Source organism: Massilia rubra, assembly GCF_011682065.1.
Lineage (GTDB): Bacteria > Pseudomonadota > Gammaproteobacteria > Burkholderiales > Burkholderiaceae_D > Telluria_A > Telluria_A rubra.
This window is the reverse complement of the sequence record NZ_VUYU01000028.1, coordinates 26,589-47,355: the sequence shown is the minus strand read 5'-3', so window position 1 is coordinate 47,355 and position 20,767 is coordinate 26,589. Positions and strand designations below refer to the sequence as shown.

Genomic DNA, 20,767 nt, shown 5'->3' with positions numbered 1-20,767 from the left:
GCGGGTTGGGGGCGCAGATCCCGGTTAGGAGAGGTTTGTCAGTCCAGGGTGGCGATGACGGGGGCGTGGTCGGATGGTTGCTCCCATTTGCGCGGAATGCGGTCGATCGCGCACGCCGTGCAACGCTTGGCCAAGGCTTCCGACAGCAATATGTGGTCGATCCGCAGGCCTTTGTTTTTCTGGTAACCGAGCTGCCGGTAATCCCACCAGCTGAATGATTTATCGGCCTGTTCGAACAGGCGGAACGCATCGGTCAATCCCAGGTCGGTCAGCGCCGTCAACGCCGCGCGCTCCTTGTCGGAACACAGCACCTGGCCGGCCCATGCAACCGGGTCGTGCACGTCGCGGTCTTCGGGGGCGATGTTGTAATCGCCGAGGATCGCCAGGCCAGCGCCGGCGTGCGCGCGCACTTCCTCGGCAAGCCATTCGCGCAAGGATGCGAGCCAGGCGAGTTTATAGGCGTATTTGTCGGTCCCGACCGCTTGCCCATTCGGTACATAGGCGCAGATAAAACGCGTGCCGCCGATCGTCGCCGCGAGTATCCGTTGCTGCTCGTCCGGAAATATGGGATTGTTTCTTATAATGTCATCTAGTGGCAATTTAGATAATATTGCGACGCCGTTATAGGTTTTTTGACCGCTGAAGGCGACTTCATAGCCGGCAGCTTTAATTTCAGAAATCGGGAACTTATCGTCCGTCAATTTTGTCTCTTGTAAGCAAAGTACATCGACCGGATTTGCCTCCAGCCATTGCAGGAGGTGAGGAAGTCGTACTTTGAGGGAATTAACATTCCATGTTGCTATTTTCATAGGGGGTTCCAGAGCGCCATTGGTGCTAAAAACGCTTAGTATCGCGTTAAATGGTGCGTTCGTGCAAGAACATGCTGTTAGTTAACAAATTTGGCCATGTATGCAAGATGCATACGCTTGTGTTATCAACACTTTTATCGAAAAAATACCGTGGAGATGTTAAACTTTGTTGTCCCCGAGATTTAACCACTCGCAAGATGTAATTAGATGTAACAAGAGGCAGACAAAACAACGATTTTGGACTATTGTTACTCATGGGGAATAAAAAATTGCATTCTTATAACGCACGGGGTAATATACTTAAATCTGGTCGGTGGTGGTGAGAACCAACGGTCGGAACCCCTAGCGTGAAGAGTTACACGCCCTTAAAGTTTGTGACGGCTTCATGACACATTCTGCAAGGTGGTACTAGTTAAAACAATTCTGTTTTGATTAGTGTAGAAATGCGAAGACAGCATTTGTAAAGGATTAAAATGCGAAGTGCATTTGAAGCATGGGCGCAGCGCGATGGTCATATCGTTCGACGCCGAGAAGATAAACCCGATGAATATCTCGTGTTTGAAACACAACGTCGCTGGGTAATCTGGCAAGCGGCGCTGGCGCACGGCAAAACAGCCGCGGCGACAGCGAAGTATTCGGCGCAAAAGGCCGCCTCGAAAGAGTCGGCCGAACCGGTACGCGCAAGCGCACCGGCGTCGGATGAAACCGCAGTGCGTAACCGGGTTCTGAATGAGGTTCTTGATGCTTTTAGCGATCTCGACGATACCGCTGGTATCGAAGGTGTCCTGAAGGTCATCCAGGGCTTGAAGAAGAAGCAGAAAGCTCTGGCCGAAGACAAGACCGAGAGTTGATGCAATACCGGCACTACAAGGGTGGCCTGTACGAATTGGTGTGCGTGGCCACTCTTGAATCGGATCTCTCAGAGATGATCGTGTATCGCGCAGCGGACGGTTCATTATGGACGCGGCCGAAAGACGTGTTTTTTCAACTGGTCGAAGTCGACGGCATTCTGGTGCCGCGCTTTGCGCCGGTGCCCTAGTCTTGCCTGCCAACTGGAGTGCAAGCTCCAGCATCACCCTCCCGCACCACTCTCCAGGAATAACATTATGCGAATGATTCGCCTCGCTTTGAGCCTCGCGCTGTCCGCTGCCGCCGTTTGCGCCGCTGCCGAAACCGTGGGCTCGGTCGATACCGCTTTCAAGCTGATTGGCCCCGACCACAAGGTCGTGGTCGAAGTATTCGACGACCCGGTCGTCGGCGGCGTGAGCTGCTACCTGTCGCGCGCCAAGACCGGTGGCATCAAGGGCGCCGTGGGCCTGGCCGAAGACAAGGCCGAATCGTCGGTGGCCTGCCGCCAGGTCGGCCCGATCACCTTCAACGGCAAAGTGCCGCGCCAGGAAGAAGTGTTCAGCGAGCGTGCCTCGATCTTCTTCAAGCACGTACGCGTGGTGCGCATGGTCGACGCCAAGCGCAATGCGCTCGCTTACCTGGTCTATTCGGACCGCCTGATCGACGGCAGCCCGAAAAACAGCGTGACCGCGGTGCCGGTGCCGGCCAACCAGCCGATTCCGCTCAAGTAGTTTTCATCGGGTAGTATTCAGAAATCCTGGACGGCTGCCGTAAACAGGATGAACTACTACCTTGGATGAACGCGATGGCGATTTTTTTACGGACCGGCGCGCTGGCGTTGTTGGCCGCCCTGGGCGGCTGCGCGACGATCAGCGAGTCGAACCAGCAGACGTTGATGCTGCATACCATCCTGGACAACCGCGAAGTTGGCGGCGCCGGCTGCGTGCTGACCAATGACAAGGGGCGCTGGTTCGTCACGTCCCCCGGCCACGTGACCGTGCAAAAGAGCGCGGGCAATCTGTTCATCGATTGCAGGAAGGATGGCGTGGGTGCGGGGCAGGACCGGGTCGCGTCGAGTGCCAACGCCAGCGCCACCGTGGGCAACGCGGTGCTGACCGCGGGGCTGGGATACCTGCTCGACAAGCGCACCGGGGCCGGGTTCGATTACCCGGAAACGCTCACGGTGCTGATGCGCCGCAGCGGTGCGCGCGATTATCAGAACGATCCGCCGGAGACGGCGGGGACGGCGCTGCACTAGCGCGCGATAAAACAACGTCTTGCAAGGCCCCCAACTGCAAAACCGTCATTCCCGCGCAGGCGGGAATCCAAGGCGCCGTCGCTAAGCGTAGAGGCCTTGGATTCCCGCCTGCGCGGGAATGACGGTTTTGAGGGGGATGGTCTGACAGCGCACGCGGTCAGACAGCGTACGCTATCTCGCCGCTTACACGCGGTTGATCAGGAACGTCGACAACAACGGTACCGGACGACCGGTCGCGCCCTTCGCGCCACCCGATTTCCAGGCGGTGCCGGCGATGTCCAGATGCGCCCAGGTGTACTTGCGCGTAAAGTTCTCGAGGAAGCAGGCCGCCGTCACGCTGGCGCCGCCCGGCGTGCCGATGTTGGCCAGGTCGGCGAAGTTGGACTTGAGCTGCTCGTTGTAGACTTCTTCGATCGGCAGGCGCCATGCGGTGTCGCTGGCGGCTTTGCCGGCGGCCAGCAGTTCGCCGGCCAGCTTCTCGTGGGCGTCGTCGCTGCGCGTGAACAGGCCGGTGTTGTGATGGCCCAATGCCACCACGCAGGCGCCGGTCAGGGTGGCGATGTCGATCACCGCGGCCGGGTTGAAACGCTCGCAGTAGGTCAGCGCATCGCACAGCACCAGGCGGCCTTCGGCGTCGGTGTTGAGCACTTCGATGGTCAGGCCGTTCATCGACGTGACAATGTCGCCCGGCTTGGTGGCGCGGCCCGACGGCATGTTCTCGCAGGCGGCGATCACGCCGATCACATTGAGTTTCAGGCCCATTTCGCCAATCGCGCGGAAGGTGCCCAGCACCGAGGCGGCGCCGCACATGTCGTACTTCATTTCATCCATGCCGGGACCGGCCTTGATCGAAATGCCGCCCGTGTCGAAGGTGATGCCCTTGCCGACCAATACCACCGGCGCATCCTTGGCTTTGCCGCCCATGTGCTTCAGGACGATGAACTTGGGCGCTTCCTCGCTGCCGTTGGTGACCGACAGGAAGCTGCCCATCTTGAGTGCCTGGAGCTGCTTGCGGTCCAGTACTTCAACGTCGAACTTGTAGTCCTTGGCCAGCTTGCGCGCGGTGTCGGCCAGGTAGGTCGGGGTGCAGATGTTGGCCGACAGGTTGCCCAATTCCTTGGTCAGGTCCATGCCGTTGGCGATCGCAATGGCTTGCGCCAGCGCGGTCTTGACTTCGCCCGTGGCGTCGGTGGCCAGGGTGATCTTGCGCACGCCGGCCGGGGCCGGGTCTTTCTTGCTCTTCTGGCCATCGGTGCGGAAAACGCTCTCGTGGGCGGCGCAGACGATCGTGCGCACAGCCCAGGAAACATCACGCTCTTTCACATCCGTCATGGGTAATGCGATAATGGCGTCCGCGGCGCCGAGCGAGGCGAAAGCCTTGAGCGTCGCGTTCACTGCGGAAGTGAAGCTTTTTTCGCTGACCGTCTCGTCGTTGCCCAGCCCTACCAGCAGCACGCGCGCCGCGCCGGTGCCGGAAATACCGCGCAACAGCAAGGTCGAACCGGCTTTGCCGGTAATGTCGCCGGACTTGAGCGCAGCCGTGATGTCACCACCCTGGTCGAGGGCTTTTGCAGCCTGCGACAGTTTTTTGTTTTCGAATACCGCAACCGCGATGCAACCGGTTTTGGCCGACGTGATGGTGTTCTTTGTGTCGAATGCTTTTATGCTAAAGTCCATTTGAATCTCCGTTTCGTGTTTGTGACGCGCACTGCCTAACCTGTGATTATAACTTTCGAATGATCTTTCAACGCGCCTTGCAACGTGAATTAGCCAGTTCGGCCGGAACGACTTTCACGGTGCTGTTTTCCATCGTCGCCACCTGGACCCTGATCTCCATCCTCGGCAAAGCCGCGGGCGGAAAGGTGGGATCGAGCGACGTGCTGGCGTTGATCGCCTTCGCAACGCTGAATTATCTGCCAACTATCCTGACTCTCACCAGCTTTATTTCGGTACTTGCAGTCGTCACGCGCAGCTACCGCGACTCCGAGATGGTGGTCTGGTTCGCATCCGGCCTGTCGCTCACGCGCTGGATCCGTCCCATCCTCACCTTCGGCATTCCCATGATGATCCTGACCGGCGCCCTGAGCCTGTTCGTGACGCCCTGGGCCAAGATGAAAAGCACCGAATTCGTGCAGCGTTTTGAAAAGCGCGAAGACCTCAAGAAGGTCTCGCCCGGCCAGTTCAAGGAATCGTCGTCGAGCAACCGCGTGTTTTTCGTCGAAGGCGTCACCGGCGAATCGACCGTGGTGCAGAATGTGTTCGTCAACACGGTTGAAAAGAACATCAATTCCGTCATCGTGGCCAAGGAAGGCGTGATCGAGTCCGACGGCAAGGGCGGCCAGTTCCTGGTGCTCAAAAACGGCCGGCGCTACCAGGGCGTGCCGGGCCAGGCCGATTTTCAATCGATGGAATTCGGCCGCTACAGCATGCGCGTGGCCAGCAAGAACACCTCGATGGATGGCGACATCTCGTCGGACGCCATGTCCACCCAGGAGCTGCTCGAAACCCCGAACCGCTTCACCCAGTCCGAACTGCTGTACCGCATCGCCGCGCCGATTACCTGCCTGCTCCTGATCCTGCTGGCCATTCCGCTCGGTTTCGTCAATCCGCGCGCCGGCAGTGCGGCTAACCTGATCATCGCGCTGCTGATCTTCTTCACGTACATCAACCTGACCAAGCTGGCCGAGGCCAATGTCCGCCAGGGCAAGTCCGATTTCTACATGGCCTGGTGGCCGCTGCACCTGTTCGTCGCGGTTCTCGTGGTGGGCATGTTCGCGTGGCGCCTGAACGTCAACCACCGCTACCATCCGCTGGTGCTGTGGGCGGCCATGAAGCGCGGCCGGATCGATCATGCGGCGCCGGCGGGAGGCGCGAAATGAAGGTCCTTCAACGCTATTTCGCGGTCTCGATCGCGCAGGCCGTCGCCTTTGTGCTGGTCGCCTTCCTGGCGCTGAGCGCTTTCATGGACCTGACCGGCGAATTGCCGTCGGTGGGCAAGGAAGGCTACGCGATCCAGCACGCCTTCTTGTATGTGCTGCTGCGCGTGCCGTTCCATGTGTACGAGGTGATGCCGGTGGCGACCCTGATCGGCACCATCTATACGATGGCGCAGTTCGCGTCGAGCTCCGAGTTCACCATCATGCGCGCGTCGAGCATGTCGACCCAGATGGCGGCATGGATGCTGTTTAAGATCGGCTTCGTGTTCGTCATCATCACCTTCGTGTTCGGCGAACTGATTGCGCCGCGCACCGCGCCGCTGGCAGAAAAACTCAAACTGAGCGCGCGCGGCGCCACCGTGTCGCAGGAGTTCCGCTCCGGGATGTGGACCAAGGATATCGTGCGCAGCGAAGGCACCAAGGGGCTTGTCACCGGCTCGCGTTTTTTCAACGTGCGCCAGTTCCGCACCGACGGCCAGATGCTCGATGTGCGGCTGTACGAGTTCGATACCAACTTCCGCATGCGTTCGCTGATCACGGCGGCGCGCGCGGTCTTCACCGGTAACAGCACCTGGCGCCTGGAAGACGTGACCGAAACGCGCTTTACCAACACGCGCACACTGCCGCCGCCGGGCGGCAAGCCGGTGGCGGGCGCCGGCGCGCTGGGCAATTTTGGCCAGGAGACCAGCATGGTCGCCACCCGCAAGCTGCCGAGCATGGAGCTGGTGTCCGAGATCACGCCGAAAATCATTTCGGTATCGGCTTCCGACCCGGTGCGCATGTCGGCCACGGAACTGGCGATCTATACACGCCACCTGGCCGAGAACCGGCAGGAGACCGAGCGCTTCAAGATCGCGTTCTGGAAAAAGCTGTTCGACCCGCTGGCCATTTTCGTGCTGATGGCGCTGGCGCTGCCGTTCGCCTACCTGCACACCCGCAGCGGCGGCGTGAGCCTGAAGATCTTCATCGGCATCATGATCGGCGTCGGCTTCATTTTGATCAATAACCTGTTCGCCCACGTCGGGCTGCTCAGTAACATGCCGGCCGTCCTGACGGCGATCGCCCCGAGTTTGCTATTCCTGCTATTGGCGCTTGGGGCGCTATGGTGGGTGGAAAGACACTGATGACCCGCGCCCTGATCCTGTTTGCCCACGGCGCCCGCGCCGCCACCTGGGCCGCGCCGTTCGAACGCTTGCGCGAGCTGACCCAGGCGCGCGTGCCGGACGTTCCGGTCTCGCTGGCGTTCCTGGAATTGATGGAGCCGCGCCTGCCCGAGCGCGTGGCCGAACTGGCGGCGCAAGGCGTGACGGCGCTGACGGTGGTGCCGGTGTTTTTAGGGCAGGGCGGGCACTTGCTGCGCGACCTGCCGCTGATCGTCGAGCAGTTGCATCTCGATCATCCGGACATGCACATCACCGTCTCCGGTGCGGTCGGTGAAGACGCCAGCGTGCTGGCCGCGATGACCGACTTCTGCGTGGCGCAGCTGTAAGGCGTTCTTAACGCACCCGGCGCGTGGTCTCGCGCACCACCAGTTCGAGCGGCGGAATCTGCGCCATCACCGGTTCGCCGTTGATCAGCGCCAGCAGCGCGTTGGTGGCGATGCGGCCCATGTCGTACAAGGGCTGGCGGATCGTGGTCAGCGGCGGCGTGGTGTACGACGACCCCGGCAAGTCATCGAAACCGACCAGCGAAATATCGTCCGGCACCCGGATGCCCTTGCGGTACAGGCACAACCTGACCCCATACGCGCTCAGGTCATTGGCCGCGAACACCGCCGTGAACTGCTGGTTGGTCTCGAACAGGTGGTTCACCGCCAACAGGCCGCCGGACTCGTGGAAGTCGCCACCCACCACCAGCTTGTCGTCATACTCAAGATCGGATTCGGCCAGCGCGCGCTTGTAGCCAACCAGGCGCTCGTCGGCATCGCGGTGATGCGACGGGCCTGTAACGAAGGCGATGCGGCGGTGGCCCAGTTCGACCAGGTGGCGCACCGCCATGAAGGCGCCGTTTTCATTATCGAGCTTGAACCCGAGCGCGCTCTTGGTGCGCAGGTCGCGCCCGGTGGAGACGATCGGACGATGATTCGCAAACTGCAAAATGATGTCGTCTTCCAGGTGCCCGGCCAGCAGGATGATGCCGTCGACCTTGCGCGCCAGCAGGAGGCGGATGCGCTCCGTTTCCTCGACCGCATTCCAGTGGCCGCTCACGATCACCGAGGCGTAACCGGTGCCCTTCAAGCCATCGTCGACACCGCGCAGGGTCTCGTCGAAAAACGGGCTCGAAATATCCTGCACCACGATCCCGATGGTCATCGAGCGCCCCTTCTTGAGGCCCTGCGCCATCTGGTTCGGCGCGAAATGCATTTTCTCGATCGCGGCCATCACGGCGGCGCGCTTGTCGTCCGAGACTTTGGCGGTGCCGTTCAGGATGCGCGATACGGTGCTGGGCGAGACGCCCGCGTGACGCGCGACGTCGATCAGGGTGGAGGGTGGGGCAGCGTTGTCGTGGTCGGTCAAGGGATGGGTCCTGGTAGGGTGCGGAGCGGCTGTCACCGCGAGATTACCATAACTGGTACAACCCACGATATAAACAGCCGGCCAGAGTGTACACAGGCTAAGCGATTTTGAAAACGTTTTCAGTTGCTATTCGGCAGGATGACGCCGTGGAATTGCATCTGGCGCCAGCACCGTGGTGCGACGGAACTTGCTTGGTGCAGATGCTGGTGGGAAGATGGCTGGTATTTACTTAGGTGTAATTGTTTTTTCCCAGTTTCAATCTGTGTCGGTTCAGCTTCTCCATGAAAAAATACATCTTCGTCTTTTCCCTGATCTTTTTCTTTTTCGGCTCCGCGGCATTGCTGGACGACCTGGACAAACGCAAAGTCGAGCGTACCTACCGTGAGCAAGGCGAAATGGCGCGGGTGATGGTGTTCAAGAACATCGAAGAACGTTCGGCGGGAGACGATGGACAAGCCAGCAAGGCGGCGCGCAATGGCGTTGCCGTGGCCGATATCGAGTTCCGCACCGTGAGCGGCACGCGGGTGGCGGTGGCCAAATGGCCGATCAGCAAAGAGCTGCAGGAGCAAATCGGCAGCGGCGAGCGCATCGAGATTGAATATCTGCGCGACGACCCGCATACCCTGAGGCTGCCGGGCAAGAAGTACAAAGGGTTTGGCTGGATCGGCTATATCTTCTATATCGCGCTGACCCTGAGCGGGGCATGGCTGTTTTTCGGCCTGTTCAGAAGCAAGGCGTATAACTGAGCGCCCCGCCGTTCGGCCGCGCCGACCGGCGCGGGGCAAGCGTGCGCTTGGGGCAGCGCCGCCCTAGCGCGTGGCCGGGCGCGCTCCGCCCACGAAGCGCTTGAACAGGGTCGGGCGCGACGGGCGCGGAAGCGCCTGGTCGACCACCGCCGCCCACTGTTCCGACAACTGCTGGCAGGTTGCGCGCAGTACCGGATTCAAGTCGCCATGGCTGGCCAGCGCTTTCAAATGGCGCTCGATCACCGACGCCAGCTTCAGGCACGGCCCGGCTTGCGCGGCATTGGCGCTGTAATGCGACATCAGGTGCAGCGCGGCTGAGACCAGCAGTTCGGGCTGGGGCGGCGCGCCGTTCGGTGCGGTAACTGCGGGTCCTGCCATATCGATAGCGATAGCCATGCGTTGCTCCTGTTAGAAAAGGGGGGAGGCTGGCTGGCGGGTGCAACGCTGGCTGGCTGGGGGTTGATGGATCAGGCGGTCAGGATCAGCTTGCCAAGCCGGGTGACTCGCAATTCGTAGATTTTGCCGTCGTGTTCGATCTGGATCGACTTGCCCTGACGCAGCAGTTCCTGGCTGTTGACGCGCAGCGGAAGCGCAGGTGCGACAGGCGCCGGGATCACGCGCACGGGTTGTTGGGTGGTATTCATCGCTGCCTTTCAGTGAATGAGAACAATTCTCATTTAGATTATGGCCGATGTATCTCCCGATTGCAAGCGATAAGCTTCCAGGCTTTGCCTTAATAGCATGGGGGTCATGCCGGTCCAGCGTTTGAACGACCTGCGGAAGTTGTTTGCGTCATGAAATCCGAGATGGCGCGCGACCGCGTCGTTGTCGTGGCGCCCGCCGTGGAACAGGCGCAGGGCGACGTGGGCGCGTACCTGGTCGAGTTCGGCCTGGAAGTGGCTGCCGTGGCGCGCCAGGTGGCGTTTCAAGGTGGCGGGGCTGACGCCGAACTGGATCGCGCACTGTTCCAGGGTCGGCGCGCTGCGGATGTGCTCCAGCAGATAATCGTAGAGGGCGCACAGAACGCTGCGCTGGCCGCCGGCGTGGGCCGCGTCGACGCTGCGCCGCGCCACCGCCGCCGCCATCGCATTGGCGCGCGGCCACGGGCGGTCGAGCCAGGCCGCGTCGATCAGCATGGCGTCGAGGTGACAGTGAAAGCGCAGCTGTTCGCCCAGGTGCACCTCGTGCTGCTCGGTGTAGCGCGGCGGGGTGCGGTTGAAGCAGTAGCGCCACGGCAGGCGCTCGCCGCCCAGCCAGCGGCACATGGCGCTCATGGCGGTCATGTGCATCTCCACCAGGAAGCCGCGCTGCGCGCCGGCGCCGAAACTGTCGGTCCAGTACAGCACGGCGAGATCGCCTTCCTCGCGAAAACGCGGCGCCAGCAAGGGGCACAGCTGCATCTGGAAGCGCACCAGCAGGGCGATTGCCTCGCGCAAGCTGTGGGCCTGCATCAGCGCGTGGCTCAAGGCCCCGAAATGCCCGGGCAGCATCTGCTGGCCCAGCATGAAACTGGTCTCCGCGCTTTTCAGGCCGGCCGCCACGTTGGCCAGCAGTTGCAGATATTCGGTGGGGGTAATCGCTTGCTGCGCGTCCGGCGCCCGCAGGGCGTCCATGCCGGTGCCGGCCAGGATGGCGCGCGGCGCCAGCTCGCGCGAACGCGCGTAGTCCAACACCAGCGCCGGCTGGTGCTGCGCCACGATGCAGGCGTCGCCCGCTTGCAGGAGGCGGCTCACAAGCGTCTCACGCGGGCGCGGCGAAGCTGCTGGCGTCGTCCGCGGCAGGCGCCGGCTGCGGCATGCGCCGTTCCAGCGCGCGGTTGATTTCCTTGAGCAGTTGGCGCGGCTCGATATCGACATGGCGCACCGCGTAGCGCACCGTCACCTGCAGCGCCTCGCCGCTGCCGTGGGTGTGATGGCGCAGCGTCGCGACGGCGCGCCGCAACTGCTCGGCCAGTGCGCGCGCGCTGTCGCCATCGGTGGCCGGCAGCAGGATCGCGAAGCGGTCGCCCGCGTAGCGGCACAGCAGGTCGGTGCGGCGCAGGTTGAGCAGCAGGGTATGGGTCACCGCTTGCAGCAGGCGGTCGCCTTCGCGCTGGCCGTGGGCGCGGTTAATCAGGTGGAAGCTGTCGATATCGACCATCAGCAGGCAGCAATCCGCGCCGGTGCCGCGTTCGTGCTCGATGCGCAGCTGCGCGCGCAGGTAGTCGGCGTCGCCCACCTGCGTGAGCGGATCGAACGAGCGGTGGTCGCGGAACAGGCGTTCGCGTTTGTGCAGGTGCTCGTTGAGCATGAATTGTTCGCGTCGCCAGTCGAGCAGGCCGCAGGTGAGGGCGGCCATGCCGGCCAGGGTCAGGCCGCTCTCGATCACGTGGTTCCACAACTGGCCCTTGGGGACGCTGACAAATTCGTCGAGGCAGTCGGCGCAGGCGCCCAGCATCAGGCCGGCCAGTCCGGTGGCCAGCAGCGCGGTGACGCGGCCGGGCGGGCGCGAGCTCAATACCAGCACGAACCACACGCCGGCCATGAGCGCGATGCTCGCCTCGCTGGCGATATCGATCCACTTCCAGTCGGCCGGCGGCTTGGGCACGCCGGCGAACGCATACAGGAAGCAGCAGGCGAGAAGGGCCAGCGAGGCCAGGACGAGCGCAGTGCGGTGTGAGTGGAGCATGGGCGAAAGGCCAAAGCCTTGCATGAGGGTGATACGTGCCGATACTAGCCCGCGCGCGTGACAGGACGATGACAGGCGGGGGTGCAAACAGCGCAGCGGCGCCAGTCCGATCGGCTCACATCCTCCCGCCCCCCCCCGGTGTCAGGTCTGACATTCGGACACGGTCCCGGCTGTAGATAGCTGCTGGATTGTCCCTGCGGATCAGCTCGTGTCCGAATGTCAGACCTGACACCGGCGGGAGACACCGGCGGGGGAGGGGCATTTCAGCTCACCGGCTGCCGAAAAGGGCTGTATCGCCCGCGGCAGCGGGCCGCGTGTCACGAGATGGACATATTCGCTCTCTAGACTTCGCCCTGTTTTTCACCCATCCAACGGCGAACCTATGAACAGCGACAAACAACAACAGCGTCAGCGCGCAGCGGCGGGCAGTCTTCCGCGCCTGTCCCTCATTGCCTTCGGCATCCTGCAACTGTGCGGCGTTGTCGCCCACGCGGCCGACAACGCCGCCGGCGCCAGCGAAGCGAGCGCAATCGCGCTCGATACCGTCGTCATCGCCGGCCAGCGTTCGAGCATGAAGCGCACGCTGGCGGCCCAGCAGAAGGCCGACAACATCGTCAGCGTCATCAGCAGCGACGATATCGGCGGCCTGCCGGACAAAAACGCCGCGGAGGCGCTGGCCCGCCTGCCCGGCGTGGCGGTGCAGCGCGACCAGGGCGAAGGCCGCTACATCGTGGTGCGCGGCATGGGCCCCGATTACAACGCCGTCACCATCAACGGCGCTGCGGTGCCCTCGCCGGAAGCGGGCCGCCGCGCGGTCGCCCTCGACGTGCTGCCGGCCGGCCTGATTCGCTCGCTGGAAGTGTCCAAGACCCTCATGCCCGACCAGGATGCCAATTCGCTCGGCGGCTCGGTCGACGTCAAGTCGCTGTCGGCCTTCGACTTGCCCGGCAGCGCGCTGTCGTTCCAGGCGGGAGCGAGCCGCGACCAGAACACCGGCAAGACCAGCCCGAACGCCGGCGCCTTGTGGGCCGAGCGCTTTTTGGACGGCAAACTCGGGGTGGCGGCCGGCATCAGCGGCGAGCGCCGCAAGTTCGGATCCGATAATGTGGAAACCGGCGGCGCCTGGAGCAAGGGCAAGCTGTCCGGCCTCGAACTGCGCGACTACCTGCCGCAGCGCGAGCGCAATGCGCTGGCGGTCAACGTCGATTATCGTCCGCAGGCCGGCCAGTCGCTGTATCTGCGCACTTTTCTCAGCCGCTTTTCGGACGATGAAGTGCGCGATCGCCTCTCGGTCAGCAATATCGCCGGCGGCGCCGCCTCGCCCGACACGCCATTTACCGCGCGCGCCGAACGCCGCCTGCGCCAGCGCAAATACACGCAGCAGATCGGCTCCGCCGTCGTCGGCGGCGATCTCCGCGTCGGCGACTGGAAACTGGCCGCCTCTGGTGGCGCCAGCCGCGCCACCGAAGACACGCCGGAGAGCATCAACGATGGCCGTTTTCGCGCCAGCGCCAACGTGGCCGGCTTGCGTTTTTCCGGTACCGAGGCGCCCGCCCTGACCGGTCCCGCCAGCCTGGTCGACCCGGCCAGCTACAACCTGCAGGGCATCACCCTGCAGGCGCGCGACAGCCGTGACGCCGAGCGCCATGTGAAACTGGACCTGAGCCGCCGCCTGGCGCTGGGCGACGCCGCTGCCGACATCAAGGGCGGCGTCAAGGCCAGCCGCCGCACCAAGGATAACGACACCGAGCAGTGGGGCTACACCAGCAACAAGGCAAGCAGCGCTAATTACTGGGGCGCCGGAAGTGTGTCGATGAGCGGCTTTACCCAAGGCGCATTGGACTACCCGTTCGCCAACCTCGGACCGGGCCTCGACCCGGCGCTGGTGCGCGCGCGCGTGGCGGGCCTGGACCGCGCCGGCGCGCGCCTGCTGTCGGAGTCGAACCTGAACGATTTTTCGATGGACGAAGATATCGACAGCGCCTACGTGCAGGCCGGCGCCGACATCGGCAACTGGCGCTTGCTGGCCGGCGTGCGCCACGAGCGCACCAGCTTCGCGGCGCGCGGGCAGCAGGTGTCCGCTAACGGCTTGCAGTCTGTGTCGCGCAGCAGCGATTATGCGAACTGGTTGCCCAACCTGCAGGCGCGCTTCGATATCGACAAAGACACCAGCGTGCGCGCCGCCTGGACCAACGCCGTCGTGCGCGCCAATTTCAGCCAACTGGCGCCGGGCGTCAGCCTGGCCAGCAATACCGAAGCGGTGATCGGCAACCCGGACTTGAAGCCGCTCAAGGCGGCCAACTTCGACCTCGGGATCGAGCGCATGCTCGGCGCGGACGGCGCCATGTCGGCCTACGTGTATTCGAAGGACATCAAGAATTTCACCTACACCACCGACCTGGCGGGCAGCGGGACATGGGCCGGCTACACCACCGCCACCAGCTACGCCAACGGCGACAAGGCGCGCGTGAACGGTGTCGAACTGTCGTATTCGCAGTCGCTGCGCATGCTGCCGGCGCCGTGGAACGGGTTGATCGTCGGCGCCAACGCCAGTTTTAACGATGCCAAGGCCACCATAGGCCGCTTCGACAAGGCCAGCGGCGGCCAGTTGACGCGCGAGATCCGCCTGCCGGGACAATCGAAGCAGATCGTCAACCTGATGCTCGGATACGAAAGCGGCCCTGTGAGCACGCGCCTGGCGCTCAATCACAAGTCGGCCTACCTGCTCGAAGTCGGCGGCGACCTGCTCGACGCCTCGCAGGACCGCTACGTCGACGCCCAGCGCCAGGTCGATTTTTCGCTCGGCTACCAGATCAACAAGCGTGTGCAGCTGGTCTTCGAGGGCGTCAACCTGAATAATGAAACCTATTATGTATACCAGGGCAGCAAACCATACAACGTCCAGTACGAGCAGTACGGCCGCACGTACAAATTGAGCCTGAAAGCGAATTTTTTCTGATATGACCATGCACAAACACCTACTCCGCGCAGCCGCTTCGCTGTGCCTCCTCGCCGCCGCCGCGGCGCACGGCGCCGACCGCATCGCGCTCGATGGCGGCGGCTGGCTCTCGCTCGACAAGCACGCCTTGCAGCTGACCGATGCCACCGGCAAGGAGCTGGCGCGCCTTCCGATGCGCGCCAAGCAGCTCGACGCGCGCACCACCAACGGCAGCGGCATCGCCGTGGTGCTCGATGCCGAGACCCAGCACGCGCTGCCGATCCGCGTCGATGTCCGGCGCGGCGAGCTGGCGCGCCTGGCGCCTTTGCCGCAGCAGCCATTTGGCCTGGAGGGCCTGTGCCTGTTTCGCGACCAGCAGGGACTGGACTTCCTGTTCGTGGCGGCCAGGGATGGCCAGGCGGAGCAGTGGCTGATGCACGGGGCCACGCCGCAACTGGTGCGCAAACTGAGCATGCCGCTCGACGCCGGCCAGTGCAAGGTGGACGATGCGCGGCACACGCTGTATGCGAATGAGAAGGGCGTCGGCACCTGGGCCTATGAGGCTAATAGCGAGGCGATGCCGGCGCGCACTCTGCTCAAGGCCGGCGCGCGCCTGCCGGCGGGGCCGGCGGCGTCACCGGCGGTGGTGGTCGAACCGCGTGCGCAGACCATGCCCGTGGCGCGCCTGGGCGACGTGGCGGACGATCCGGCGATCTGGGTTCATCCGCAGGACGCGACCCGTTCGCGCGTGCTGGGCACGAACAAGAAGCAGGGCCTGATGGTGTACGACCTGCAGGGCACGCAGCAGCAGTTCCTCGATGTGGGCCGCTTGAATAACGTCGACCTGCGCCAGGGCGTGAACATGGATGGCAAGGTGCTCGACCTGGCCGTGGCCAGCCAGCGCGACGACAACAGCGTGGTGCTGTTCGGTTTCGATGCGGACGGCAAGGTGGTCGAGCTGACCCGCTTTGCGACCGGTTTCCCGGAGGTGTACGGGATCTGCCTGTTCCAGCCGCGCAGCGGTGGGCTGGAGGTGATCGTCAACGACAAGGGCGGGGCGTTCCGCCAGTTCCGCATCACGCGCAGCGGCGAGGCGTGGAGAGCCACGCTGGCGCGCCAGTTCAAGGTGGACAGCCAGCCGGAAGGCTGTGTCGCCGACGACCGCAACGAGCGTTTGTTCATCGGTGAGGAAAAGCGCGGCGTGTGGACCCTGGCGGCGCGCGCCGATCAGCCTTCCACGCGCAAGATGGTGCTCGCCGTGGGACGCGACTTGCACGCCGATGTCGAGGGCATGGCGATTTACGAAGGCGTGAAGGGGGCTTACTTGATTGTGTCGAGCCAGGGGGACAGCAGTTACGTGGTGCTCGATGCGCAAGCGCCGTACAGGGTGCGCGGGCGTTTCAAGGTGGGGTTCAACCTGGCCGAAGGGATCGATGGCACGTCCGATACCGATGGACTCGATGTGACATCGAAGAACCTGGGCGGTCCGTATGCGCATGGCATGCTGGTGATTCAGGATGGCTACAAGCGCCTGCCGGATGGGCCGCAGAACTTCAAGTATGTGAGTTGGGAAGATGTGGCGCGGGCACTGAAACTATAAGCACCGCCGTCCCTGTCGTTCCCGCCACCGCCACCGTCGGGGAGGCGTGAATGACGGAGACAGGGAATTCGCAGTTGGTTTGTTCTGGATCAGTTACCAGCGTGTGCAGGGTTTGACTGGACTGGCGATTGCGCTCAGAATTTCTTGACTCTCTTACTCTCTCCGGTATCCATCATGCTCAGTTCATTCCTGAAGCTGCTGCTCCGCGAAGTCTCCCTGCTCGCCCGGCACGGCCGCAATTCACTCATCGCACTGGGCAACGAACGTCGCGCCGCCATGCGCCTCGACCGTCTGGCCGACCGCCTCGCGGGAATGGGATACAAGATCGACATGCTGCGCAAGCGCATCGACGAAGGCCTCGACGAACCGCTCGACGCCGACGCCAGCCTGCGCGAAGCGCTCAGGGCATTGAAGGAAGATATCCGCACAGTGCGCAGCCAGCTGTATTCGCTGAGCGGGCCAGCGAGCTCGCAGCGCTTGCAGCGCGCTTTCAACCGCCTGTCGGCCATCGCCGAAAAAACCTATGCCGCAGCCGACAAGCTGCAATGGGAAATCGACGCGCTGGAACCGCAGGGATGCACGCAACAGGCGCCCGCCTGCAAGCGCTCAAGCGCTTAGTTGCGCGCCATCCTGCGCTGCGTCCAGGCTATCGCCGCCTTGCGCGGTATCGATCGGCTGGTTCTCGCGCAGCTTCATGGCGTCGCCCAGCATCACCAGCACCGGGCCATGCGCCGGACCCAGGCCATGGGCCAGGGTCGCCAGGGTCAGGCGCATGATGCGCTGTTCCGGGCGGCTGCAATTTTCAATCACCACCACCGGCGTATCCGGCCTGCGGCCCTGGTCCAGCAGGCGCTGGGCCGTTACGATGGCCTCGCGCCCGCCCATGTACTGCACCAGGGTGTCGGTATCGGGAATGACGGTCTGGCCATCGAGTTCGGGCGCGGTGCTGGACGTGAAAAACGCCACGCTGCGCGCCACGCCACGCTTGGTCAGCGGCTGCTTGGTCGCCGCCGCCGCCGCCACCGCGGTGGTAATGCCCGGCACGACTTCCACCTCGATGCCCGCTTCTTCCAGCGCGCGCAATTCTTCATCGGCACGCCCGAACAGCATCGGGTCGCCGCCTTTCAGGCGCACCACCAGCGCGTATTTATGCGCGCTGTCGACCAGTTGCTTGTTGATGAAGGCTTGTGCCGTCGACAACTGGCCGCAACGCTTGCCCACCGCAATCTTGAGCGCCCGCGGACACAGTGCCAGCATCTCGTCGGTCACCAGGGCATCGTGCAGCACCACGTCGGCCTGCTCCAGCAGGCGCGCGCCGCGCAGGGTGATGAGGTCCTGGGCGCCGGGGCCGGCGCCGATCAGATAGACTTTTCCGAGTGCTGACATGCTGTGTTCCTTTTGCTGGCGGGCGGCTGGCAAGCGCGCTGGCGGTTGATGACTTACGCGTCCAGTCGGATCATACCAGCGGCAACCGTCTGGTGAGTAACTTCATCGATCAAAATGAAGGCGCCCGTTGCGCGGATGTCGGCATAGGCGTCGGCCGCCAGCGGCTGCTGCACGGTCAGGCCGATGCGCGCGATGTCGTTCAGCTTCAGGCCATCGGCCGCGTGGCGCTGCTGCGTATTGATGTCGAGCAGGGTGTCGACGCCGGTGATCTTGGCCGAGGTCTGCTTGGTGCCATGCTTGATCCAGTACTTGCGGCGCATGTCGAGCGGCTCGTCCGACATCCAGCACACGTCCGCCTTGAGCGTCTTGAGCAGGGTCGCCGGCTGGTCGGCGCCGGCCAGCAGGTCGCCGCGCGAGATGTCGAGGTATTCATTGAGCAGCAAGGTAATCGACTGGCCCACCACGGCCGACTGGTGCGAGCCTTCCAGGGTCAGGATATCCTTGACGGTGGCGCTCTGGCCCGATGGCTGCACCACCAGCTTGTCGCCCACCTTGACCATGCCCGCTTCGATGCGGCCCATGTAGCCGCGGAAGTCATTCGCTTCGTGGCCGTTGTGACGCGCCACCAGCTGCACCGGGAAACGGAACGGCGCCGCGTGCGATTCGTCGTAGACCGAGAGCGACTCGAGCAGCGAGATCAGGGTCGGACCCTGGTACCAGCTCATTTTCTCGCTCGGCTCGACCACGTTGTCGCCGGTCAGGGCGGACAGCGGAATCGGCGTGATGTCCGTCAAGCCCAGGGTCGCGGCGAACTCCTGGTAGGCCTTGACGATGCGGTCGTACACCGCCTGGTCGTAATTCACCAGGTCCATCTTGTTGACTGCGACGACCACGTGCTCGATCTGCAGCAGGTGGGCGATGGTCGAATGGCGCTTGGTCTGGATCAGCAGGTCCACGCCGCCGTCTTCGCGCAGCTTGACCTTGGACACGTCGATCAGGATGATCACCGCGTCGGCGGTCGAGGCGCCGGTGACCATGTTGCGCGTGTACTGCTCGTGGCCCGGGGTGTCGGCGATAATGAACTTGCGCTTGGGCGTGGCGAAGTAGCGGTAGGCCACGTCGATGGTGATGCCCTGTTCGCGCTCGGCTTCCAGGCCGTCGGTCAGCAAGGACAGGTCGACCGCGTCGCCCACGGTGCGCTTGTGCTTCGAGCGTGACATGGCGTCCAATTGGTCGGCGAAAATGCCTTTGCTGTCGAACAGCAGGCGCCCGATCAGGGTGCTTTTGCCGTCGTCGACGGAACCGGCGGTGATGAAGCGAAGGAGACCGCGTTCGGTTGGGTTGTCAATGCGAGCGTTCATCAGAAGTATCCTGCTTTCTTGCGTTTTTCCATCGAGGCTTCGGAGGTCTGGTCGTCCATCCGGGTGGCGCCGCGTTCGGTGATCTGGGTGATGGCGGTTTCGGCGATGATCGCTTCGACCGTCGAGGCATCCGACGAAACAGGGCAGGTGCACGAAATGTCGCCCACGGTGCGAAAGCGCACCACCTGGGTTTCGACGGTTTCGCCATCGCGCGCCGGGGTCAGGTCGGTCAGCGGCACCAGCAAGCCATTGCGCGGGATGACCTGGCGCTCGTGCGCGAAGTAGATCGGCGGCAGCGCCAGTTTTTCGCGCTGGATGTAGAGCCACACATCGAGTTCGGTCCAGTTCGAGATCGGGAACACGCGCATGTTTTCGCCCGGGTGTACGCGGGTGTTATACAGGTCCCACAGTTCCGGGCGCTGGCCCTTCGGGTCCCACTGGCCGAATTCGTCGCGGAAGGAGAAGATGCGTTCCTTGGCGCGCGCTTTTTCTTCGTCGCGCCGCGCGCCGCCGATGCAGGCGTCGAATTTGTGTTCGGCGATGGTCTCGAGCAGGGTGACCGCTTGCGCCGCGTTGCGCGAATCGGTCAGCGGATTACGCAGGCGCACGGTGCCGCGCTTGATCGAGTCTTCGACCGAGCCGACGATCAGGCGTTCTTTCAGCTCCGCCACGCGGGCGTCGCGGAAGGTGATCACTTCGGCGAAATTGTGGCCGGTGTCGATGTGCACCAGCGGGAATGGGAATTTACCGGGCCGGAAGGCTTTTTCGGCGAGGCGCAGCAGCACGACCGAGTCCTTCCCGCCCGAGAACAGCAGGGCGGGGTTGGCGCATTCGGCGGCGACTTCACGCAGGATGTGGATCGCTTCCGATTCGAGCGCATCGAGGTGGCGCGCATTGACGTCGGTCAGTACGCGCGGGGTGTCGGTCAGTGTAGTCATGGTGGCTAGGCCTTTGTTTTTATGGTGGCTGAGGGGTGAGCCTCAAGCGGCCACGGATTTAATGCGAATCAGTTTTCCATCGACCATGTGCAGGCCGCATTCCTTGGAGTCCGGATTTTCCCACCACCAGCGGCCGGCGCGCACGTCTTCGCCCGGCTGCACCGCGCGCGTGCAGGGCGCGCAGCCGATCGAGGGAAAGCCCTGGTCGTGCAGCGCGTTGTAAGGCACGCCGTTGTCGCGGATGTAGTTCCAGACGTCGGTTTCGGACCAATCGGCCAGCGGATTGAACTTGACCATGCCGTGGGCGGCGTCGTCTTCCTGGATGTCGAGCTGCGCGCGGGTGCTCGATTGCGAGCGGCGCTGCCCGGTCACCCAGGCCTTGTTGCCGGCCAGGGCGCGCCCCAGCGGTTCGACTTTGCGGATGCGGCAGCACTCGCGGCGCATGTCCACGCTCTCGTAAAAGGCGTTCAGGCCGTGCTGCGACACATACGCGTCCACCGCTTCCGGCTGCGGTTTGAACAGCGCGATGTCGTAGCCGTAGGTATCCTTGACCTGGCCCAGCACCGCCAGCGTTTCCGGATGCAGGCGGCCGGTTTCGAGCGAGAAGATCCCGATCGGCAGCTTGGCCTTGAGGATCAAGTCGGTCAGGACCATGTCTTCGGCGGCCAGGCTGGAGGCGAACACCGCCGGCGAATACTCGGCGGCGATGCGCTCCAGGGTGGCGCGGGTGCTGGCGATGAGGGCTGAAATATCGGTCATGATC

22 protein-coding genes are annotated in these 20,767 nt (G+C 63.3%); 11 read left to right on the top strand and 11 right to left on the bottom strand.

Annotated elements, in window-relative coordinates; all coding sequences use genetic code 11:
• Positions 1-38: 38 nt before the first annotated feature.
• On the bottom strand, positions 39-809 hold the full coding sequence (gene xth / locus F0185_RS28140; protein ID WP_167230552.1) for an exodeoxyribonuclease III: 771 nt from the start codon (positions 807-809) through the stop codon (positions 39-41).
• A gap of 473 nt (positions 810-1,282) precedes the next feature.
• On the opposite strand from xth, the gene F0185_RS28135 reads away from it, so the two are divergent.
• The 4 genes from F0185_RS28135 to F0185_RS28120 all read left to right on the top strand — a co-directional run bounded on the left by F0185_RS28135 (position 1,283) and on the right by F0185_RS28120 (position 2,916).
• Entirely contained in the window at positions 1,283-1,660 is a 378-nt protein-coding gene (locus tag F0185_RS28135; protein ID WP_054267055.1) for a phiTE_015 family protein, read from the top strand.
• Entirely contained in the window at positions 1,660-1,848 is a 189-nt protein-coding gene (locus tag F0185_RS28130) for a DUF1653 domain-containing protein (protein WP_166897035.1), read from the top strand. Before F0185_RS28135 ends, F0185_RS28130 begins: the two co-directional genes overlap by 1 nt.
• Before the next feature lie 73 nt (positions 1,849-1,921).
• On the top strand, positions 1,922-2,389 hold the full coding sequence (locus tag F0185_RS28125) for a CreA family protein (protein WP_370664084.1): 468 nt from the start codon (positions 1,922-1,924) through the stop codon (positions 2,387-2,389).
• A 74-nt stretch (positions 2,390-2,463) separates the two neighbouring features.
• On the top strand, positions 2,464-2,916 hold the full coding sequence (locus F0185_RS28120) for a hypothetical protein (RefSeq protein ID WP_167230546.1): 453 nt from the start codon (positions 2,464-2,466) through the stop codon (positions 2,914-2,916).
• Between the two features lie 183 nt (positions 2,917-3,099).
• Here the strand turns inward: F0185_RS28120 and F0185_RS28115 are convergent, their stop codons facing one another.
• Positions 3,100-4,593 carry a leucyl aminopeptidase gene (locus F0185_RS28115; RefSeq protein WP_167230543.1) on the bottom strand — a complete coding sequence of 498 codons (1,494 nt, stop codon included), beginning with the start codon at positions 4,591-4,593 and terminating at the stop codon, positions 3,100-3,102.
• Between the two features lie 59 nt (positions 4,594-4,652).
• On the opposite strand from F0185_RS28115, the gene lptF reads away from it, so the two are divergent.
• Genes lptF through F0185_RS28100 form a run of 3 tightly spaced genes read left to right on the top strand, consistent with a single transcriptional unit; the run spans position 4,653 to position 7,341 of the window.
• On the top strand, positions 4,653-5,795 hold the full coding sequence (gene lptF, locus F0185_RS28110; protein WP_167230540.1) for an LPS export ABC transporter permease LptF: 1,143 nt from the start codon (positions 4,653-4,655) through the stop codon (positions 5,793-5,795).
• Complete coding sequence (gene lptG / locus F0185_RS28105; protein ID WP_167230537.1) at positions 5,792-6,976, top strand: LPS export ABC transporter permease LptG; 1,185 nt, start codon at positions 5,792-5,794, stop codon at positions 6,974-6,976. The genes lptF and lptG overlap by 4 nt, the downstream gene beginning before the upstream one ends.
• On the top strand, positions 6,976-7,341 hold the full coding sequence (locus tag F0185_RS28100; RefSeq protein ID WP_167230534.1) for a sirohydrochlorin chelatase: 366 nt from the start codon (positions 6,976-6,978) through the stop codon (positions 7,339-7,341). The genes lptG and F0185_RS28100 overlap by 1 nt, the downstream gene beginning before the upstream one ends.
• A gap of 7 nt (positions 7,342-7,348) precedes the next feature.
• Here the strand turns inward: F0185_RS28100 and F0185_RS28095 are convergent, their stop codons facing one another.
• Positions 7,349-8,368 carry a LacI family DNA-binding transcriptional regulator gene (locus tag F0185_RS28095; protein WP_187362671.1) on the bottom strand — a complete coding sequence of 340 codons (1,020 nt, stop codon included), beginning with the start codon at positions 8,366-8,368 and terminating at the stop codon, positions 7,349-7,351.
• A 281-nt stretch (positions 8,369-8,649) separates the two neighbouring features.
• Here F0185_RS28095 and F0185_RS28090 point away from each other — a divergent pair, with 281 nt between their 5' ends.
• Positions 8,650-9,114 (top strand): hypothetical protein, encoded by a 465-nt coding sequence (locus tag F0185_RS28090; RefSeq protein ID WP_167230530.1) that lies wholly within the window; start codon positions 8,650-8,652, stop codon positions 9,112-9,114.
• Between the two features lie 63 nt (positions 9,115-9,177).
• Here F0185_RS28090 and F0185_RS28085 read toward each other — a convergent pair whose 3' ends face one another.
• From F0185_RS28085 to F0185_RS28070, 4 genes are all read right to left on the bottom strand, one after another.
• Complete coding sequence (locus F0185_RS28085) at positions 9,178-9,504, bottom strand: hypothetical protein (RefSeq protein ID WP_370664083.1); 327 nt, start codon at positions 9,502-9,504, stop codon at positions 9,178-9,180.
• A 77-nt stretch (positions 9,505-9,581) separates the two neighbouring features.
• Positions 9,582-9,758, bottom strand: a complete 177-nt coding sequence (gene hemP, locus F0185_RS28080) for a hemin uptake protein HemP (protein WP_167230527.1) — start codon at positions 9,756-9,758, stop codon at positions 9,582-9,584.
• 33 nt (positions 9,759-9,791) lie between these two features.
• A complete protein-coding gene (locus F0185_RS28075) occupies positions 9,792-10,847 on the bottom strand; it encodes an AraC family transcriptional regulator ligand-binding domain-containing protein (protein WP_370664081.1) in 1,056 nt (351 codons plus the stop codon).
• A gap of 7 nt (positions 10,848-10,854) precedes the next feature.
• The gene (locus tag F0185_RS28070) at positions 10,855-11,781 is read right to left on the bottom strand and encodes a GGDEF domain-containing protein (protein WP_167230521.1); all 927 of its coding nucleotides are present in this window, start codon (positions 11,779-11,781) and stop codon (positions 10,855-10,857) included.
• 382 nt (positions 11,782-12,163) lie between these two features.
• On the opposite strand from F0185_RS28070, the gene F0185_RS28065 reads away from it, so the two are divergent.
• The 3 genes from F0185_RS28065 (at position 12,164) to F0185_RS28055 (ending at position 16,937) form a co-directional block, all read left to right on the top strand.
• The gene (locus F0185_RS28065) at positions 12,164-14,740 is read left to right on the top strand and encodes a TonB-dependent receptor (RefSeq protein WP_167230500.1); all 2,577 of its coding nucleotides are present in this window, start codon (positions 12,164-12,166) and stop codon (positions 14,738-14,740) included.
• A gap of 7 nt (positions 14,741-14,747) precedes the next feature.
• Entirely contained in the window at positions 14,748-16,319 is a 1,572-nt protein-coding gene (locus F0185_RS28060) for a phytase (protein WP_229477228.1), read from the top strand.
• A 174-nt stretch (positions 16,320-16,493) separates the two neighbouring features.
• Complete coding sequence (locus F0185_RS28055) at positions 16,494-16,937, top strand: hypothetical protein (protein ID WP_167230494.1); 444 nt, start codon at positions 16,494-16,496, stop codon at positions 16,935-16,937.
• On the opposite strand, the gene cobA is transcribed toward F0185_RS28055, so the two are convergent.
• The 4 genes from cobA to F0185_RS28035 are packed head-to-tail and all read right to left on the bottom strand — an operon-like array spanning position 16,926 to position 20,763.
• Complete coding sequence (cobA, locus tag F0185_RS28050) at positions 16,926-17,705, bottom strand: uroporphyrinogen-III C-methyltransferase (protein ID WP_167230491.1); 780 nt, start codon at positions 17,703-17,705, stop codon at positions 16,926-16,928. The two genes, F0185_RS28055 and cobA, sit on opposite strands and share 12 nt — an antisense overlap.
• Before the next feature lie 53 nt (positions 17,706-17,758).
• The gene (locus F0185_RS28045; protein WP_167230488.1) at positions 17,759-19,066 is read right to left on the bottom strand and encodes a sulfate adenylyltransferase subunit 1; all 1,308 of its coding nucleotides are present in this window, start codon (positions 19,064-19,066) and stop codon (positions 17,759-17,761) included.
• Entirely contained in the window at positions 19,066-20,004 is a 939-nt protein-coding gene (gene cysD, locus F0185_RS28040; protein WP_167230484.1) for a sulfate adenylyltransferase subunit CysD, read from the bottom strand. Before cysD ends, F0185_RS28045 begins: the two co-directional genes overlap by 1 nt.
• A 42-nt stretch (positions 20,005-20,046) precedes the next feature.
• Positions 20,047-20,763: a phosphoadenylyl-sulfate reductase gene (locus tag F0185_RS28035; protein WP_167230481.1), complete on the bottom strand. Its 717-nt coding sequence runs from the start codon at positions 20,761-20,763 to the stop codon at positions 20,047-20,049.
• Positions 20,764-20,767 lie beyond the last annotated feature (4 nt).

Bases quoted from the DNA above. Each gene is read 5' to 3' on its own strand.
- xth (WP_167230552.1), bottom strand. From the start codon at position 809: ATGAAAATAGCAACATGGAATGTTAATTCCCTCAAAGTACGACTTCCT.
- F0185_RS28135 (WP_054267055.1), top strand. From the start codon at position 1,283: ATGCGAAGTGCATTTGAAGCATGGGCGCAGCGCGATGGTCATATCGTT.
- F0185_RS28130 (WP_166897035.1), top strand. From the start codon at position 1,660: ATGCAATACCGGCACTACAAGGGTGGCCTGTACGAATTGGTGTGCGTG.
- F0185_RS28125 (WP_370664084.1), top strand. From the start codon at position 1,922: ATGATTCGCCTCGCTTTGAGCCTCGCGCTGTCCGCTGCCGCCGTTTGC.
- F0185_RS28120 (WP_167230546.1), top strand. From the start codon at position 2,464: ATGGCGATTTTTTTACGGACCGGCGCGCTGGCGTTGTTGGCCGCCCTG.
- F0185_RS28115 (WP_167230543.1), bottom strand. From the start codon at position 4,593: ATGGACTTTAGCATAAAAGCATTCGACACAAAGAACACCATCACGTCG.
- lptF (WP_167230540.1), top strand. From the start codon at position 4,653: ATGATCTTTCAACGCGCCTTGCAACGTGAATTAGCCAGTTCGGCCGGA.
- lptG (WP_167230537.1), top strand. From the start codon at position 5,792: ATGAAGGTCCTTCAACGCTATTTCGCGGTCTCGATCGCGCAGGCCGTC.
- F0185_RS28100 (WP_167230534.1), top strand. From the start codon at position 6,976: ATGACCCGCGCCCTGATCCTGTTTGCCCACGGCGCCCGCGCCGCCACC.
- F0185_RS28090 (WP_167230530.1), top strand. From the start codon at position 8,650: ATGAAAAAATACATCTTCGTCTTTTCCCTGATCTTTTTCTTTTTCGGC.
- hemP (WP_167230527.1), bottom strand. From the start codon at position 9,758: ATGAATACCACCCAACAACCCGTGCGCGTGATCCCGGCGCCTGTCGCA.
- F0185_RS28070 (WP_167230521.1), bottom strand. From the start codon at position 11,781: ATGCTCCACTCACACCGCACTGCGCTCGTCCTGGCCTCGCTGGCCCTT.
- F0185_RS28065 (WP_167230500.1), top strand. From the start codon at position 12,164: ATGAACAGCGACAAACAACAACAGCGTCAGCGCGCAGCGGCGGGCAGT.
- F0185_RS28060 (WP_229477228.1), top strand. From the start codon at position 14,748: ATGCACAAACACCTACTCCGCGCAGCCGCTTCGCTGTGCCTCCTCGCC.
- F0185_RS28055 (WP_167230494.1), top strand. From the start codon at position 16,494: ATGCTCAGTTCATTCCTGAAGCTGCTGCTCCGCGAAGTCTCCCTGCTC.
- cobA (WP_167230491.1), bottom strand. From the start codon at position 17,705: ATGTCAGCACTCGGAAAAGTCTATCTGATCGGCGCCGGCCCCGGCGCC.
- F0185_RS28045 (WP_167230488.1), bottom strand. From the start codon at position 19,066: ATGAACGCTCGCATTGACAACCCAACCGAACGCGGTCTCCTTCGCTTC.
- cysD (WP_167230484.1), bottom strand. From the start codon at position 20,004: ATGACTACACTGACCGACACCCCGCGCGTACTGACCGACGTCAATGCG.
- F0185_RS28035 (WP_167230481.1), bottom strand. From the start codon at position 20,763: ATGACCGATATTTCAGCCCTCATCGCCAGCACCCGCGCCACCCTGGAG.